The organism is Solidesulfovibrio alcoholivorans DSM 5433 (assembly GCF_000702665.1).
In the GTDB taxonomy this organism is placed as follows: Bacteria; Desulfobacterota; Desulfovibrionia; order Desulfovibrionales; family Desulfovibrionaceae; genus Solidesulfovibrio; species Solidesulfovibrio alcoholivorans.
In genome coordinates this window covers 350,527-365,373 of record NZ_JNJA01000001.1, presented here as the reverse complement: position 1 = coordinate 365,373, position 14,847 = coordinate 350,527, and the positions used below count along the sequence as shown (strand labels likewise).

The following is a 14,847-nucleotide window of genomic DNA, read 5'->3' as shown; positions in this document are numbered from 1 at the left end:
CATTGACGCGGGGGCAAGGGACATGGCGGAGACATGGCTGGTCCTGGATGCGTTCGGGGACACACGCGGCGGGGATGCGGTGCGCAGGGCGTTTTACGCCCGGGCGGAAGGCTTGGGTAAGGGCCTGGAAGTCATGCGTCTGGATGCGACGGCCATTGCGCCGTGTCGGGGATGCTTCGGCTGCTGGACCAAAACCCCGGGGGTGTGCGTCCATGACGACGCGGCGCGGGAAATCACGTCCAAACTGGCGCGGGCGGATGTGCTGGTCTTTTTGACGCCAATCGTTTTGGGCGGCTACGCGCCGCTGCTCAAGACCGCGGTGGACCGGGGCGTGCTGCCGACGCTGCTTCCCCACTTCGAGCAAGTACACGGCCGTACGCGACATTTCGCCCGCTATAAGAAAACGCCCATTCTCGTGGCCATAGGTCTGTTGCCCGGCGTCGATGCGGATATGGAGCAGGTCTTTTCCGGCGTGGTGGCGCGAAATGCCGCCAACATGCGTAGCCCCGCGCATACCAGTGCGGTGGCGTATGCGGACATGGCGCAGGACGTTGTCGCGGCAATGGTCGCCAGGGCCTTGGATTTCGGGAAGGAAACCACCTCGGCGTCGCGGCGCATCGTGCTCTTGTGCGGTTCGCCAAAGAAAAAGCACAGCGTCTCGCAAGGGTTCGCTACGTATGCGGAAAAAACGTTGCGCGTTGCCGGTGCAGAGGTCGCATCCTTCGATCTGCTTGCCGCGGGCCGGAACGAAGAGGCGTTTACGGAACTGGCCGTGGCCGTGGATGAAGCCGATGGCGTGTGGCTCTTTTCACCGCTCTATGCGGACCAGTTGCCGGGCCATGCCCAGGCGGCGCTGGCGCGGCTTATCGCCTGGAGAAGGGAAGTCCCGCCGCGAAAGAACCAACGGTTTTCAGCGGTGCTCAACTGTGGTTTCCCGGAAAGCGTAAACAACGACGCCGCATTGGCCATGTGCCGTCTGTTCGCCCGGGAGGCGGTGTTCACTTGGCTGGGCGGTTGCGGTGTTGGCGGGGGCGGATTCTACGAAGGCCGGCCACTCGAAGCGTTGGGCTGGTTTGGCCGCAAGACGCGCGCGGCGATAGAGCGCAAGGCGCGATTGTTTATGAACGCGCGGATACCGGACATCGCGATGACCGGGGATATGATGGTGCCCTGCCCCGTGCCGGCATGGCTCTACCTGCTGCTCGCCGAACGGGGATGGAAAAAGGCTCTTGGCGGAAAAAAAGGCGTGCGCGACAGCCATGCCCGGCCCTTCGCGCGGCAGGCCCCGTGACGCTTCAAAAACGGGCCTGGGAAAGGAAAAATTCGCGGTCGGATGCGCGAAGGGGCAGATGCTCGTCCAGGGCCAGCATGGCGTAGGCCTTGCGCAACTGCCGTCGCACGCCGGAAAGCGCGTGCAGGCGTTTGGCCGGCGCGCCTTGGGCGGCCAGGCGTGTGGCCAGGGCGAGAAGGGTCCGCGCCCGGGCCGAAACCGTATGCCGGGAAAGGGTTTTCTCACGCCCTGCCCGCGCGACCGTTTCCAGGTCAGGGTCGGCAAGCGCGGCCAGGGCCACCCGGGCCGCATCTTCGGGATCCCCGCGCCGATAGGTCAGCAAGTCGGTGCCAGGCGTGAAAAGCGTCGCCAGGCCGTTGCCCACATCCTCCGTCACGAGCGCCGCGCCGCAGGCCATGGCCTGGAATACGCGGAAATTGAGTTCCCCTGCCGCGCTCTGGTTGAGCACGAGGCGGCTGCGTCCGAAAATGGGCGCATACTCGCCCGTGGTCATGAAAAGCGGAGCCTTGGTCCGGAAAGCCTGCAAGAAGGGCCTTCTGGCGCTGTTGACCCGGCCGTCGAGGGTGCCGACGAAGGATACGGGCACGTCACGGGGCACGCCCGGGTCACGGTCGCGCCTCGGATCGCAAAAGAGCGGCAGCCACGTGACCGGCCGGTCGTGGGGCGATTCCTCGAAAAGCGGCAGGTAGTCGCGCTGCGCCACGCACACGGCGTCGAACCCCATGCTGTAGGGCACGTGCCAGGGATGCATGTACTGGTCTACGGAATAGCCGATGACCACGGCGGGCAGGGTTTCCAGCCCGAACACCCAGGGAATCTGGCAGCCGTCGCACCAGAAGACCAGATCCGGCGCCATGCCGTGTGCGGCGAGAAGTTCCGTGAACCGTCTGGCGGAAAGGGGCTCGGACAAGGGCACGTCGCAACCGGTGTCGATGCCAACGGAAAGAACTTCGTGGCCAAGGGCCCGAAACGTCAGCACAAATGCCGTGTTGTGCAGGTTCACGATTCGCAAGGCGCGACTCCGATCAGTTCCAGGACCAAGTGCAGGCAGACGGCGTCGAACTTGCCAGAAGCGGTATGGGTGTGAAAAACTCACGCCCTCGGCGAAACGCCGCACCCTTTCGATACGAGGAAACCGCCATGCGCAGCTCGCAATTCAAATCCGGACTGGAAAAAGCACCTCACCGCTCCCTGCTCTACGCCCTGGGCCTGACCCGGGAAGAGATGGAGCGCCCCCTTATCGGCGTGGTCAACTCCGCCAACGAAGTCGTACCCGGCCACATCCACTTGAACACCATCGCCGAAGCCGTCAAGGCCGGCATCCGCATGGCCGGCGGCACGCCCATGACCTTTCCCGTCATCGGCGTGTGCGACGGTCTGGCCATGAACCACGCCGGCATGCACTACTCTCTGGTCAGCCGCGAGATCATCGCCGACTCCATCGAGATCATGGCCATGGCCCATCCCTTCGACGCGCTGGTGTGCATCCCCAACTGCGACAAGGTCGTGCCGGGCATGCTCATGGCCATGCTGCGCCTCAATATCCCGGCCGTCATCGTCAGCGGCGGCCCCATGCTCGCCGGCAACACGCCGGAGGGCTCCTGCGACCTCATCGACGTGTTCGAGGCCGTGGGCAAGTTCAAGCGCGGCGACATCGGCCAGGAACGCCTCGACGAGCTCGAGGAAAACGCCTGTCCCGGCTGCGGTTCGTGCTCGGGCATGTTCACGGCCAATTCCATGAACTGCCTGTCCGAATCCGTGGGCCTGGGCCTGCCCGGCAACGGCACCATCCCGGCGATCTCGGCCAAGCGCGTGCGCCTGGCGAAAAAAGCCGGCATGCGCGTCATGGATCTGCTCGCAAAAAACATCCGGCCGCGCGACATCGTCACGGAAAAAAGCCTGGAAAACGCCGTGACCATGGACATGGCGCTCGGGTGTTCCACCAACACCGTGTTGCACCTGCCCGCGGTCTTCGCCGAGGCCGGCCTGCCGCTGACGCTGGACATCTTCGACGCCGTCTCGCGCAAGACCCCCAACCTCTGCAAGCTCTCCCCGGCCGGCCACCACTATCTCGACGACCTCGAGCGCGCGGGCGGCATCCCGGCCGTCATGAGCGCCCTGGCCGAACGGGGCCTGCTCCACCTCGGCGTCATGACCGCCACGGGCAAGACGCTCGGCGAAAACCTGAGCGACCTCAAGGCGCGCGTCAAAAACGACGACGTCATCCGCGCCAAGACACCCTATGCCAACGAAGGCGGCATCGCCATCCTGCGCGGCAACCTCGCGCCCGACGGCGCGGTGGTCAAGCAGTCTGCCGTGGCCCCGTCCATGATGCGCCATGCTGGCCCCGCCCGCGTCTTCGACGGCGAGGAAGCGGCCAACGCGGCCATCCTCGGCGGCGAGATCAAGCCCGGCGACGTGGTGGTCATCCGCTACGAAGGCCCGCAGGGCGGCCCGGGCATGCGCGAGATGCTCTCCCCCACTTCCAACATCATGGGCATGGGCCTCGGCGAAACCGTGGCGCTCGTGACCGACGGCCGGTTCAGCGGCGGCACGCGCGGCGCGGCCATCGGCCACGTTTCGCCCGAAGCGGCCGACGGCGGCCCCATCGGGCTCGTCCGCGACGGCGACATCATCGAGGTGGACATCCCGGCCCGCAAGCTCGAGATGCGCGTGGACGCCAAGGAGCTGGAAACGCGCCGCGCCGCGTTCGTGCCGCAGAAAAAGGAAATCGCCTCGCCGCTGCTGCGCCGCTACGCCTCCCTGGTCAAGTCCGCCGCCCAGGGCGCGGTCTACAAGGATCCCGCCGCGCGGTAATTGGGAAAGAAAGAAGGAAGATGCCTCCGGCGGCCAGGAGGGGGTCACCCCCTCCTGGACCTCCCGCATGGGGATGAAAAGGAAAGTGCCCCTCTCGGTCGATACCGGGAGGGGCACTTTTTGATGCGGGAAGAGGAGGCTATTTGGCGGTGGAGAGTTCCTGGATGGCCTCGGTCACGGTGTGGCCGTCGGGGAGCTTGGCGTTGGGGTTTTTGAGCGCCAGGGCCTTGAGCGCGGCCACCGCGCCGGCATTGTCGTGCTTGTCGTGGGACAACACGATGCTCTTGTTGTAGCTGGCGATGACGTGCCCGGCATTGAGCGCCAGGGCCTTGTCGAAGCTGGCCAGGGCTTTGTCGAACTGGCCGACCTCGCGGTACATGACGCCCTGGTCGGTGAGCACGTCGGGCTGGCGCGGATCGAGGGTGAGCGCCTTTTCGTAGGCCGTGATGGCCTTGTCCGGCTGGTGCGTGTCGAAATAGAGGTTGCCCAGTTCCGTCCAGGCGGCGGCGTTGGCCGGCTCGAGCTGGGTCTGTTTCTCGATGGCCTTGATGCGGTCGGCCAGGGCCGGGTTGGGCGCTTCCTGCTGCGCCGCCGGCGGCATCTGCTGCTGGGCCGTCTGCTGCGCGCCCTGGGGCGCGGATTTGCCGCCGGTCAGGCCGTGGACCGTGAACCCGAGGTAAAAGCCGACAAGCAGGGCCAGGACGATGCCAAGGATCGCTGCGTTGCGGCTGACGACGGGAGTGTTTTTCTCTTCGCTCATGGATGCTCCTCAAATGGGCAGAAAACGTTGGGGGTGCAACCTAGGAGATATCGCGGGCGTTATCAATCCGTTTGACCGCACATCCTGCTTGGAGGAGACGTGGCCGAAGCCGAACCTTGCGCCACGGCCACGGGACTTCGAATAAAGGACGGCGCTGGCTAGGCGCTGAGAGCCGCCTGCGTCGCCACCATGCGGTCGGGGAAAAGCAGCAGGTCGATGTTGGAGAGCGTACTCGTGCCGTCGTAGCTGGCAACGGACAGGTCGCTTTGCGTGTTCGTGACCGTGTACATGGCGTAGGGTTTCTCGAACCCCGCGACGTTGAATCCCGGGCCGCCGTCGATGTGGTCGTTGCCGCCCCCGCCGTAGAGCATGTCGTTGCCCCGGCCGCCGAAGAGGAAATTGTCCGCGTCGTTGCCGACAAGCAGATCGCCGCCGTCGCCGCCGTAGACATTCTCCACGGTGCTTTGCGGGAAGATGTAGAGCGGCGTCGCGTCGACGAGGCTGACGGTTCCGGCATGGAGGTCGATGGCGGAGGCGGATGTGACCGCGGCGGCATTGAGGGAATCCTTGCCCAAAAAGTCGACGAGCAGCTGCCTGGACGGGTCGCCGGCGGCGACGGAGGCGTATTCGTTCGTATAGACCCAGCGGGTGTCGTTCGTGGCCTCGGCGCCGTACAGGCGCAACGTCCAGCCGTCAAAGGAGACGCTGTCGCCGTCGGCGTTCCTGTCCGCCACGGTGACGGTCCAGTTCCCCAGGGAGGGTTCCCCCAGGAAGTGGGTCGACGTCAGGGAGAAGTTCGCCGGATAGGGTTCGCTGGTTCCCGGAGCGTCCAACAGCAGGCTTTGGGTCCCCGAGGGCGAGGTGAGCGTGATCACGAGGTCCGAGGCGTCCTGGGCGCCCAGGTCCAGCACGACCTCGGCCCGTTCCACCGAAACGCCGACGGGCATGGCGATGGTCGCGGAGACGGAACCCGCGCCGTCGGGCAGCACGGCGTCTACGGCTTGTTGCCCGGAAACAGTCGCCAGGTTGTCTGTCGTGCTTTGCGCATCCCATGTCTCGGCCAGGCGGATCGCCGCGGTGGCGTCCACCAGGCCGTAGCCCACGTCGCGGCTGACATGCATGCCCCCGCCGTTCCAGTTGGAAGCGCCGTTGGTCGTCCAGTCGCCGGAAGGGTCCGTGTTGCGGGCGGTCAGGGCCAGGATGTCCTGGACGTCGCGGTAGCCGAGGTCGGGGTTGGCCTCCAGCATCAGGGCCACGACCCCGGAAACCTGGGGCGCGGCGGCCGAGGTGCCGCCGAAGTCGTAGGCGTAATCCCCCTGGGGAGATGGGGCCGTGTTGTAGCCGTTCTCGCCCATCCGGTCCGTGGTGACGATCTGGCCGTAATCGTGACGGACGATCTGCGTGACGACCTGATCCTCGTCGTCTTCGTTTTCGGCCGGGATGACGACCGTTTCCGTGGTGTAATACCAGGAAAGCGATGGTGCGCCCACGAGGATGGAGGCCCCGGGCGTGCTGTAGGAACTCACCTTGCCCGTGTTGTCGATGGCGGCCACGGTGATGGTATAGGGGGAATTGGTCAGGTTGTCGGTGTTGGCGTCGAAATCCTCCTCGCGGTCGTTTCCCGCCGCGAAGACGATGATGGAGCCCTTGCCGTCTCGGCCTTTGCTCACGGCGTCGGCCAGGGCCGTGGCGGCGCTTTCGTTTTCAGGGTCGTTTAAGTTGTAAAATGATCCGGAATGGCCCCAACTGTTGTTGACGACGTCGTAGGAGGACGCGGCCATGCGAAAAGCGCCGACGAAATCGTCCATGTCCTCGGGCGTGTCCGGATCGATGTCGGAACCCAGAGGAATATAGACCGAAGCCAGGGTCGCGCCCGGGGCCACGCCGACGCCGCCGATGCCGTTACCGGCCACGGCCGCGATGACCCCGGCCACGGCAACGCCGTGGTTGTCCGTGGACGCGACGGGCTGGCCGTCCCTCGCGGAGGAGATGCCCGAGAAACTCAGCGCCGTGTCGATGTTGGAGGCCAAGTCAGGATGGGCGTATTCGATGCCCTGGTCCACGACGGCTACGGTCACGCCCTTGCCCGTGTAGTCCTGCCAGACGGGGACGACGTTCAGGTCGACGCCGGGAGTGCCGCCGTCTTGTCCCGTATTCTGCAAGTGCCATTGTTGCTCGAAAAGGGGATCGTTCACGATGCTGCTGCTCATGGCGTCTCCTTTGGGTGTCAAAAGGGAATTCTCGCGAGCTTAGCAGTGTCGTGGCCCTTTGTCATCGGTTCATAAAAAGCCCGAAGCGGTAAAACCGCTTCGGGCGTGTGCGCGAGCAGAAGGCGTGAGGGATGTTGCCGCGCTTTATGCTGACAACGAAGGCAGGGGTCGCTTCGTCGATTGCCAACACTTTGGAAATCTGACTGCTACTCCAGCAAGTCATTGCGGAAGAGTGATGCCCTTCGGGGATTCCAGATGTCGCTAGCCCTTTGGCCGCAGGAGGCATTCCTCTTGTTCATTTGCCACGGCATGGCGCAGACGTTCGAATTCATCCTGGCTGATGCTGCCTGAGGCAAACCTCACACGCAGTAGTCGCAGAGCGTCTTCACGGTCGGCCTTGGCGCTATTGGAATGTTTTGTGCGCTGTTGCACATCGCGCCTGTGCAAGACGATCACAATGCAGACGATAATGAGCGCTACGGCGAGTATAACCAAGAGCAGCGGACCATACAACATGCTGCCGCCACCGAGGGATACGGCATTTGCAAGGGTGGTCCGCATGGGTTGCTCCTCGGGTTTGCCCCGGTTTTGTGAAAAAAGCGGGGCCGGCCGCATGACCGACCCCGCTGTAAATTCTCGCCTACCAGTTGCCGCCGCAGCCGGTGCCGCCGCCCATCATGCCGCGATGGTGGTAGCCGCCCATGACGTTCGGGCCGACTTCCTTGCTCACCTGGATGCGGAACTGGGTCCGCTCGGCGAGCAGCTTGCCTTCGATGTCGCCGATCTGCTTGGTGAGGTCGGTGATCTTGGCCTGATCGGGGTTCTGGGTGATGGCCAGGGCGTTGAGTTCGGCCCGCTTGACGCCGAGGTCAGCGCGCAGCTGTGCGGTCTTGGCGGCATAGGCGTCATGCAGCTTCTGGAAGGTGGCCTGCTGTTCCGGGGTCAGGCGTGCCATGGCTCCGGCGCCGTAGCCGGGGCAGTCGCCGGGGCCGTATCCCCTGCCTGCGCCGGGGCCGCTGCCGGGCCGCGCCAGGGCCAGGGAAGAAGTGAGCGCCAGGGTAGCCAGAGCCGCGAGGGCGATGCCGAAAGTCTTGCGTTGCATGGAAGTTCCTCCAGGGTTTGTCGGCCGTGGCCGAATTGTTTCGCAGTGCCGCGGGTGGTGTGGCCTTGCCGGCCTCCGTGTCCGCGGTTGTTCCTGGGAAAGCATGGTTCATGCCAACTATAATTTCTGCATGATATTGATGTGTTGCTGCAAAATGCCGGGCCGAAACCTCTCTCCCGAGATGGATAGAAACCATACAGAACCCGGGTTCGGGGTGGATACGCTGTATGCTCCGGATACACTCGGGTTCCGGGTGAATGAAAATGAAACGCGCAACGCCGCTAAAATCGACGCGGGGGAAAGAGGTTTTCCTCTTCTTCGGCCGCCTCCCAGGCGTCATCCGGGGTGTCTGTGTCCTGCCGCGCGGCGGAAAAGAGCGGAAAGTCGAACATGGGCCGGTCTGCGCTTTCGCGACCGAGCCGCCAGCCGAGCAGCAGAAAGAAAAGCGCGACCAAAAGGACGAGTAAGGCAAATGCCGGATCGAAGGATACGGGATTCATGGAGCCTCCTGGGGGTAAGGGTTTCCGGCTGTCACGGCGTCGATGATGCGCGCCGCGGACCGGCGCGCCGCGGGCAAGGCCTCGAGCGGCAGGGGGCGAGCCATGCAGACGTGGCAGGCCTCGTCGTAGATGTGGTCCTCGCCCGTGGTGTCGATATCCTCCACGTTGCGCCTGTCCGTGACGAGCTGGGGGATGGTGCGAATGAACTGCGTGCAGGCGTCGGAGACCACGAGCATGGGCGCGCCGTCCTCGCGAGGGCGCAGCCGCTCGTGGAACTGGCGGATCTTGGCGGTACGCGAGGGGTCTCCGGGAGCGAGATGGACGCCTTCCAGGGCGAAGGTTTCCGCCGTGCTCGGCCCCTGGCCGCCGCCCCGGTAGTCTGGTTTGCGCGCGAAACAGTCCGGTCCGGCCAGGCGGGTGATGGCCCGGCCGGCGATGCCGAGTCCCGACTCGCGTTCCCTGATGCCTGCGGCGATGCGCGAATCGGTCAGGCGCAGGCCCTGGTTGGGCGAGCCGTTCCAGCCGTACCACTCGGCGAAGCGCAGCAGCCTGCCGTCAGCATCCACCCACCACCAGCCCACGGAAAACGGCGCGCCGTAGCCCCAGTCGAAGGTCATGAAAAGCGGCGCGTAGGCGGGAACAGGCATGGCCGGAACCACGTGGAGACGACGGTTGAAGGCGAAGGCCTGGCCCAAAAACACGTCCCAGTCGCCGTCGCGGTAGGCGCTGCGGTAGGGCTCGGGCAGGGCCTCCAGGCGTTTGGCGTAGCCCGGGTCCCGAGCCAAAAGGATGGGGTTGTCGGCCAGGCGGCCGGGGATGAAGCAGCGCAGCATGCCTCCTTCCGCGTCCGGGGCGCGGCGCGGGGTCAGGGGCGGGGCGAAGTCCACGAAGCGCGCCTTGACGAAGCCGTGCCCCGGGCCGCCGGGGTTGGAGGCGCAGACGATGCCGGGAATCTTGTGGCGGTAGGCCGGCGGCACGTCGAGGGCGCAGCGCAGCCGTCCGCGCAGGAAGTCGTACTGGAATTCGGTGAAGTGCGTCAGTTCGTCGATGAGCAGCAAATGGATTTCCACGCCCTGGTAGGCGAAGACGTCGGCCTCGCGCGGGCAGCCGCAAAAAGAGAGGCTTGCGCCGTTATGGAATTCGAAGCGGCGTTTCGAGGCGACGTAGCGGAAAAGGGCCTTGGGGAACTGGCCCAGGGCCGGGCGGATGTGGTTGCGCTCGAGTTCCGGGGTCGTGCGCCGGAAGAGATAGGCCTGGAGGCCCGGTACGCGCAGGCAGGAAAGCAGGGCCTCGAAGCGCAGGGCATGGCTTTTGCCCGGTCCGGCCGCGCCGCCGAAAAGGATTTCGTTGGCCGCGCAGGCGTGCAAGGCGGCCTGCCTGGGCTGAGGCGCATAGTCGAGGGCCACGGTGCGGTTTGGAGCGACCGACCGTTCCGAAATATCGACATTATTACGCTGCATGGAGTACCTGTTTACAAGAGGTAAAGACAACCCATTGAAATTGCAGGATGCGCAGGCTGGCACGATTTGGGCATCGGCATTGCGACAAAGCGTTCTCGCTTGTGAAGGAGAGCTGTCATGGCAATGCGCCAGCGGGCTTGCAAAGTGGCGTTGGTCGCGGTCCTTGCGGTCGCGGCCCTTGTCGGCGGCAGCACGGTCGCCTCGCGCCAGGAACCGGCGCGGGGCTACGGCCGCGTGCTCGCGGCCGCGAAGAACGCGCCGCAGCCGGTTCCGGACGCCGCATCGGACAGACTCATGGCTGTGGTTTTGTTGCGCCAGAGCGAACGTCAGGCGCTAGCGACGGATGCCGGGCCGGGTCGAAAAGCCTGTTGCGACGCAGGCGCATCCGCAGAAGCCGGAGCCGGCGCAGACACGTCTTCCGGCCCGGCGCAATCCGGAATTTAGGGATTCCCGGCCGCACCGCCCTCCCCTGCCTGGGAAGGCGGCCCCTGGCACAGGCGTTCGTCCGGCGGCAGGTCCGGGGGCGGCACGCAGGTGACCACCGTGATCGCGGGCGCGACCTCCCTGCCCTCCTCCGTCCTCTCCTTGGATCCCAGGTGCCTGGCCAGGGCGGCCAGGGCCTGCGTCTTGCCGTGGAGCTTGATACGCAGGCCCTTGCCCGGGGTCTGCACGATCTCCGCCACGCAGGCCGTTTGATCGGGCGTCAGGTCGCGTGCGGGCTTAAGCGTCACGTCGTGGTTGTCCCAGTCCGCGAAATCATGGATGTCGGCAAAGGCGAGACGGGCCAGTTCCGTCACCACCCGATCCTGAGTGATGCCGACGCGCCTGCGCCGTTCGGCCATGGCCGCCTCGATGGCGGCGTGCACATGGGGCAGGTTGCGCAGCCTTGTGCCCAGGGTCTCGGCGCTTTTGGCGCTGTAGCCAGCGCGTGCGGCTGCCGCGCCTGCCTTGAGGTCGATCAGGTATTCCTCCACGAATCGCCGTTGGCGGTCCGTGAGGCGTTTTTCGCCGGGTGCTTGCGTCATGCGTGCGGCTCCGCGTGAAAAGCTGGGGGAAACGCTCAATGCAGGCGGTTCGAAGGCCCGGTCCAGTGCAGCAGGGCGAGGATGTCGGCCAGGGTCAGGTGGGGGTTGAGGGAAAGCAGGCCGTCGAGGCTGACGGTCAGGGGCGCGGGTTTTGGCATGGGATTCTCCGGTCGCCTGGGGCAGGCGGGCATGGACCGGCCTAGGCGGCCAAATCGCGTTCTTCCAGCACGGCGAGCCGCGTGGCGTGGTTTTCCAGCCGCTCGGACACGCGTTCCATCTCCACCCGGGTCGCGTAGCCGCGGGCCAGTTCCACACGGCAGTCGGTCTGCGTTTTCTCCAGGGCGCGCAGGCGCGCGTCCAGGCCGTCGATGGCCCGGGCCACGTCGCTGACCCACTTGCGTGTGAAGAACATGACCAGCCCGACCAGGAACGCGATCCAGGCCGGCAGGAACATCTGGTCAGGAGGCATGGGCGTCTCCGGCGGCGGCGGTGTCTGCCGGGGCGCGGTTGCGGCTTGGAAGCAGGCGTTCGGCCAGGTCGATGCCGGCCTGGGAGCCGATAGCCGTGAGCGCGATCTCGGAAATGGCCCGGATGTCTTCGTCGCCAAGGCCAAGGCCCCACTTGCGGTTGACGGCGATGACGGCCACGGAGCACAGCGCGGCCAGGAGCTTGCGCGAAAGGAACTTGTCCGCTGCGGTCATGACGGCAGCCCCCTGAAGATTGGGGTGCAGTCCGGGCCGCCGCAGAAGGGGCAGGCCGGCGGCCCGGAAAACGGCGTCCGGTAGGCCGAGCCGGCGAACACCGTGCCGCAGGCGTCGCAGGTCCGGTAGATCTTGTCGGAAACGAAACAGATGGTCCCATCCTCGGCCACGTTGGCGTAGCTGGAAAGGACCGCGCCGCGCAGGTCGCCGGAAAAGGCCGGCAAAGTCGAGTTCGTGTTCATGGTGCACCTTCCTTGGGTCCGAGGTGACCATGGAAGGCGGACAGTGACCAGCCAGTCTATGTCAAAAATAAATACGCCTATTGCAGGCGGGAATTCGAAAGCGCCCGTCTTTACAAGGGGTGCCCCATAGGGCATTTTCTTGCGACAATGGCCGAAAGGAGACGCCCATGTCCCTGCGTATGCTGCTTATTGTCGGCGCGATGTTTCTCGTTTGCGGCTGTGCCGGCCGCCAGGCGGCGCAGTCGGACGGCGCAACCCTTGCGCCGCCCATGTCCGTGAAGGAATATTACGAATTCTGCTCGGCCCTGCCGACGCCGGGGGCATGCATTTCCGATCCTATCTGCCTGCTTTACCGCAAGGAACTGGCGGCCGCGCCAGCGGACCTGCGAAGCTGTCTGGCCATGTGCCGGCAGACGTACAATGCGCTCTACGTGGACAACCTGACCAACGGTTGCGGTGCGATCCTGGAGCGGGCCGTGGATTTGTGCGATCAGTTCTGCCGCCGGCGCGACGGCGCGTAAGCGCGCCACAATCGCGGTGCGCCGGGCGCATCGCCGGGTGAGGCCGAGCATGACCGGATTTTCCAAGGACACGGACACGCCGGAAAGCGGCTCGCCGCGCAAGCGCGATGCTGCCGGGGAATCGTGCGTGCCTGCCGCAGGTGACGCCGGGACACAATGCGCGGCGACGGGACGGCTGGCGGCTGACCGTGGCTATGGGCTGCGCACGCCCCTTGGCGCCATCATCGACATGACCCGGCTGCTGCTCGACAAGGCCGCGGACGGCGAGATGCGGGAAGGGCTGGCCACGATCCTGCAATCCGCCGCGCTGCTGCAGGAACGCATCGACAAGCTGCTCGACTTGTCCGGCTGTCCGGTGGCCCGTTCGACCGTGGCCCCACGCCCGAGCGGCGTGCCGGCCCGGGGCAAGCCCGCCCCGCCGCCCGCGCCCGATACCCCGGCTTGCGCCGGGGCAAGGGCCGGGTTGCGCATCCTTCTGGCCGAGGACGAGCCGGTCAACCGCATCTTCACCGTGCGCGCCCTGCAAAAGCTCGGACACTCCGTGCAGACTGCCGCCGACGGCCGCGAAGCCCTGGCCCTGCTCGGCCGCGAACGCTTTGATCTGGTGCTCATGGATATCCAGATGCCACGCCTGAACGGCCTGGACGCCACGCGGATGATCCGCGCGGGCCACGTGCCCGACCTCGACGCCGCCATTCCGGTGGTGGCGTTGACGGCCTATGCCATGGACGCGGACCGGGAACTGGGTTTCGAAGCCGGCATGGACGAATACGTCACCAAGCCCTTTGAACCGCAGGAGCTGGCGGCGGCCCTGGAGCGGGCCCTGGGGAAGTAGGCACGCGCGTTTCCTCAGTGCACGCGCGAGACGATGCGGCGCAGGTGCCTGTCGGACAGGCCGAACTGGTCGCGCAGGGCAAAGAGGTCGGCCCCGTTGCGGTACATGCGGCGGATTTCGCGGTCGCGCTGGCGCAACCGCGCGGCGGAGCCGTTGGGAATATCGAGACGGCATCCGCCCCAGGCGGCAATGAGCGCGTCGACGGCGGCCCGCGCCGCCGTCGGCCCCAGGCTTTCCGCCAGTCTCGCCTCCAGTTCTGCTTCACGCATCGACAGGTCTCCAGGGGTTGTGCTTGCTGTTGCGGTGCCGATGCGATCCACGAATATTCCAATTAGGAATATTTGTCAAGAATAATATTCCAAAAAAGGAATGGACATTCCCCCCCACTCTCGGGCATGACTGGCTTTATGGCGAAATCCTCTCCACCGCCCTCCCCGCTGCTCGGCGCGGCGCTGCGCACTGATGAGGACAGGTGCTTCTGGAAAGCCCTGTCGGAGCTTGCGGCCATGGATAACCCCAACCAGGCGGAACTGGCCGCTTTCGTGGGCGTGAGCCAGGGCTACGTCAGCAAGATCCTGGCGGGAAAGCAGGCGCCCAAGGCGGGGCTGCGCCGCAGGTTCGCCGCGTTTTTCAAGATGGCGTACGAGGAGATGGTCGCGCTCGGGCGGGAGCGCCTGGAGAGCCAGGACTACGACCCCGAAGGCGGCGCGCCGCGGCGCTACCATGTCCGGGAGCCGCTCTACGGCGGCGAAGGAGGGGGGACGGGCGGCGGCTTCACCGCCCTGCGCTCCATGCTGCGCGACATCCGGGCCCGGGAGGCGCACCAACTGCAATACACCGAGGTGCCGCTGCGCGAGGCCACGGGCTCCATGGGCGGCGGCTCCACCGAAACCGGCGACCGCGCCCTGACCTACCTGAGTTTTCGCACGGAATGGATCCGCTCCAAGGGCAACCCGGAGAACATGACCGTCATCCGCGCCTTCGGCGACAGCATGGAACCGACCATCCCCGACGGCAGCGTGGTGCTCATCGACGAGGGCCGGCGGCAGTTCGTGAAAAACAAGGTCTACTACCTGCGCTACAACGGCCAGATGTACATCAAGCGGCTCGTGGAGCGCGAGGGCAGCCTGGGCATCGCCTCGGACAACGACGGCAACATGCTCCTCGTCTCCGATGCCGACGATTTCGAGATCATCGGCCGTTGCATCTGGACGGCGCGCGAGCTGGATTGAAGGAAATCATTTTAGGAATAATTGTTGTGGCAATATTCCAAAAATAAGGAATATCGATGGGGCAGACATTCCGGACGCGGCAGGGCGCGCCGGAAAAATGTCACGCGCCCCGGCCCGGGACAAATCGTTCCCGGACCGGGGCGACGGCAGC

Annotated in this window: 19 protein-coding genes; 6 read left to right on the top strand and 13 right to left on the bottom strand. The window is 65.6% G+C overall.

The genetic code is table 11. The features are described from left to right. Nucleotides 1-22 precede the first annotated feature (22 nt). On the top strand, nucleotides 23-1,291 hold the full coding sequence (locus Q368_RS0101650) for an NAD(P)H-dependent oxidoreductase (RefSeq protein WP_029456995.1): 1,269 nt from the start codon (nucleotides 23-25) through the stop codon (nucleotides 1,289-1,291). Between the two features lie 4 nt (nucleotides 1,292-1,295). On the opposite strand, the gene Q368_RS0101645 is transcribed toward Q368_RS0101650, so the two are convergent. After that, nucleotides 1,296-2,294: a glycosyltransferase family protein gene (locus tag Q368_RS0101645; protein ID WP_245611273.1), complete on the bottom strand. Its 999-nt coding sequence runs from the start codon at nucleotides 2,292-2,294 to the stop codon at nucleotides 1,296-1,298. A gap of 137 nt (nucleotides 2,295-2,431) precedes the next feature. Here Q368_RS0101645 and ilvD point away from each other — a divergent pair, with 137 nt between their 5' ends. Continuing rightward, on the top strand, nucleotides 2,432-4,108 hold the full coding sequence (gene ilvD / locus Q368_RS0101640; RefSeq protein ID WP_029456993.1) for a dihydroxy-acid dehydratase: 1,677 nt from the start codon (nucleotides 2,432-2,434) through the stop codon (nucleotides 4,106-4,108). A 139-nt stretch (nucleotides 4,109-4,247) separates the two neighbouring features. Here the strand turns inward: ilvD and Q368_RS0101635 are convergent, their stop codons facing one another. The 6 genes from Q368_RS0101635 to Q368_RS0101610 all read right to left on the bottom strand — a co-directional run bounded on the left by Q368_RS0101635 (nucleotide 4,248) and on the right by Q368_RS0101610 (nucleotide 10,140). Further along, nucleotides 4,248-4,868: a tetratricopeptide repeat protein gene (locus tag Q368_RS0101635; RefSeq protein ID WP_029456992.1), complete on the bottom strand. Its 621-nt coding sequence runs from the start codon at nucleotides 4,866-4,868 to the stop codon at nucleotides 4,248-4,250. A 158-nt stretch (nucleotides 4,869-5,026) separates the two neighbouring features. After that, the gene (locus Q368_RS0101630; protein ID WP_029456991.1) at nucleotides 5,027-7,078 is read right to left on the bottom strand and encodes a S8 family serine peptidase; all 2,052 of its coding nucleotides are present in this window, start codon (nucleotides 7,076-7,078) and stop codon (nucleotides 5,027-5,029) included. Between the two features lie 261 nt (nucleotides 7,079-7,339). Further along, nucleotides 7,340-7,639 (bottom strand): SHOCT domain-containing protein, encoded by a 300-nt coding sequence (locus Q368_RS0101625; RefSeq protein ID WP_052359966.1) that lies wholly within the window; start codon nucleotides 7,637-7,639, stop codon nucleotides 7,340-7,342. Between the two features lie 79 nt (nucleotides 7,640-7,718). Further along, nucleotides 7,719-8,180 carry a periplasmic heavy metal sensor gene (locus Q368_RS0101620; protein WP_029456989.1) on the bottom strand — a complete coding sequence of 154 codons (462 nt, stop codon included), beginning with the start codon at nucleotides 8,178-8,180 and terminating at the stop codon, nucleotides 7,719-7,721. Between the two features lie 281 nt (nucleotides 8,181-8,461). Next, complete coding sequence (locus Q368_RS22825; RefSeq protein ID WP_043784684.1) at nucleotides 8,462-8,680, bottom strand: hypothetical protein; 219 nt, start codon at nucleotides 8,678-8,680, stop codon at nucleotides 8,462-8,464. Then, the gene (locus tag Q368_RS0101610; RefSeq protein ID WP_029456988.1) at nucleotides 8,677-10,140 is read right to left on the bottom strand and encodes a terminase large subunit domain-containing protein; all 1,464 of its coding nucleotides are present in this window, start codon (nucleotides 10,138-10,140) and stop codon (nucleotides 8,677-8,679) included. Before Q368_RS0101610 ends, Q368_RS22825 begins: the two co-directional genes overlap by 4 nt. Before the next feature lie 117 nt (nucleotides 10,141-10,257). Here Q368_RS0101610 and Q368_RS0101605 point away from each other — a divergent pair, with 117 nt between their 5' ends. Next, entirely contained in the window at nucleotides 10,258-10,584 is a 327-nt protein-coding gene (locus tag Q368_RS0101605) for a hypothetical protein (protein WP_029456987.1), read from the top strand. On the opposite strand, the gene Q368_RS0101600 is transcribed toward Q368_RS0101605, so the two are convergent. Genes Q368_RS0101600 through Q368_RS0101580 form a run of 5 tightly spaced genes read right to left on the bottom strand, consistent with a single transcriptional unit; the run spans nucleotide 10,581 to nucleotide 12,108 of the window. Further along, nucleotides 10,581-11,165 (bottom strand): terminase small subunit, encoded by a 585-nt coding sequence (locus tag Q368_RS0101600; RefSeq protein WP_052359965.1) that lies wholly within the window; start codon nucleotides 11,163-11,165, stop codon nucleotides 10,581-10,583. The genes Q368_RS0101605 and Q368_RS0101600 overlap by 4 nt on opposite strands. 35 nt (nucleotides 11,166-11,200) lie before the next feature. Continuing rightward, a complete protein-coding gene (locus Q368_RS27245) occupies nucleotides 11,201-11,323 on the bottom strand; it encodes a hypothetical protein (protein ID WP_281174577.1) in 123 nt (40 codons plus the stop codon). A 41-nt stretch (nucleotides 11,324-11,364) separates the two neighbouring features. Next, complete coding sequence (locus Q368_RS0101590) at nucleotides 11,365-11,634, bottom strand: hypothetical protein (RefSeq protein ID WP_029456985.1); 270 nt, start codon at nucleotides 11,632-11,634, stop codon at nucleotides 11,365-11,367. Further along, nucleotides 11,624-11,866, bottom strand: a complete 243-nt coding sequence (locus Q368_RS0101585) for a hypothetical protein (protein WP_029456984.1) — start codon at nucleotides 11,864-11,866, stop codon at nucleotides 11,624-11,626. Before Q368_RS0101585 ends, Q368_RS0101590 begins: the two co-directional genes overlap by 11 nt. Beyond that, complete coding sequence (locus Q368_RS0101580; protein WP_043784677.1) at nucleotides 11,863-12,108, bottom strand: hypothetical protein; 246 nt, start codon at nucleotides 12,106-12,108, stop codon at nucleotides 11,863-11,865. Before Q368_RS0101580 ends, Q368_RS0101585 begins: the two co-directional genes overlap by 4 nt. A 167-nt stretch (nucleotides 12,109-12,275) precedes the next feature. On the opposite strand from Q368_RS0101580, the gene Q368_RS0101575 reads away from it, so the two are divergent. Both Q368_RS0101575 and Q368_RS26875 read left to right on the top strand, forming a co-directional pair. Next, on the top strand, nucleotides 12,276-12,629 hold the full coding sequence (locus Q368_RS0101575) for a hypothetical protein (protein WP_029456982.1): 354 nt from the start codon (nucleotides 12,276-12,278) through the stop codon (nucleotides 12,627-12,629). 49 nt (nucleotides 12,630-12,678) lie between these two features. Continuing rightward, nucleotides 12,679-13,464, top strand: a complete 786-nt coding sequence (locus Q368_RS26875; RefSeq protein ID WP_029456981.1) for a response regulator — start codon at nucleotides 12,679-12,681, stop codon at nucleotides 13,462-13,464. Between the two features lie 14 nt (nucleotides 13,465-13,478). Here the strand turns inward: Q368_RS26875 and Q368_RS0101565 are convergent, their stop codons facing one another. Beyond that, nucleotides 13,479-13,733 carry a Mor transcription activator family protein gene (locus tag Q368_RS0101565; protein WP_029456980.1) on the bottom strand — a complete coding sequence of 85 codons (255 nt, stop codon included), beginning with the start codon at nucleotides 13,731-13,733 and terminating at the stop codon, nucleotides 13,479-13,481. Nucleotides 13,734-13,871: 138 nt separating this feature from the next. On the opposite strand from Q368_RS0101565, the gene Q368_RS0101560 reads away from it, so the two are divergent. After that, a complete protein-coding gene (locus Q368_RS0101560) occupies nucleotides 13,872-14,696 on the top strand; it encodes an XRE family transcriptional regulator (RefSeq protein ID WP_029456979.1) in 825 nt (274 codons plus the stop codon). Nucleotides 14,697-14,847: the final 151 nt, after the last annotated feature.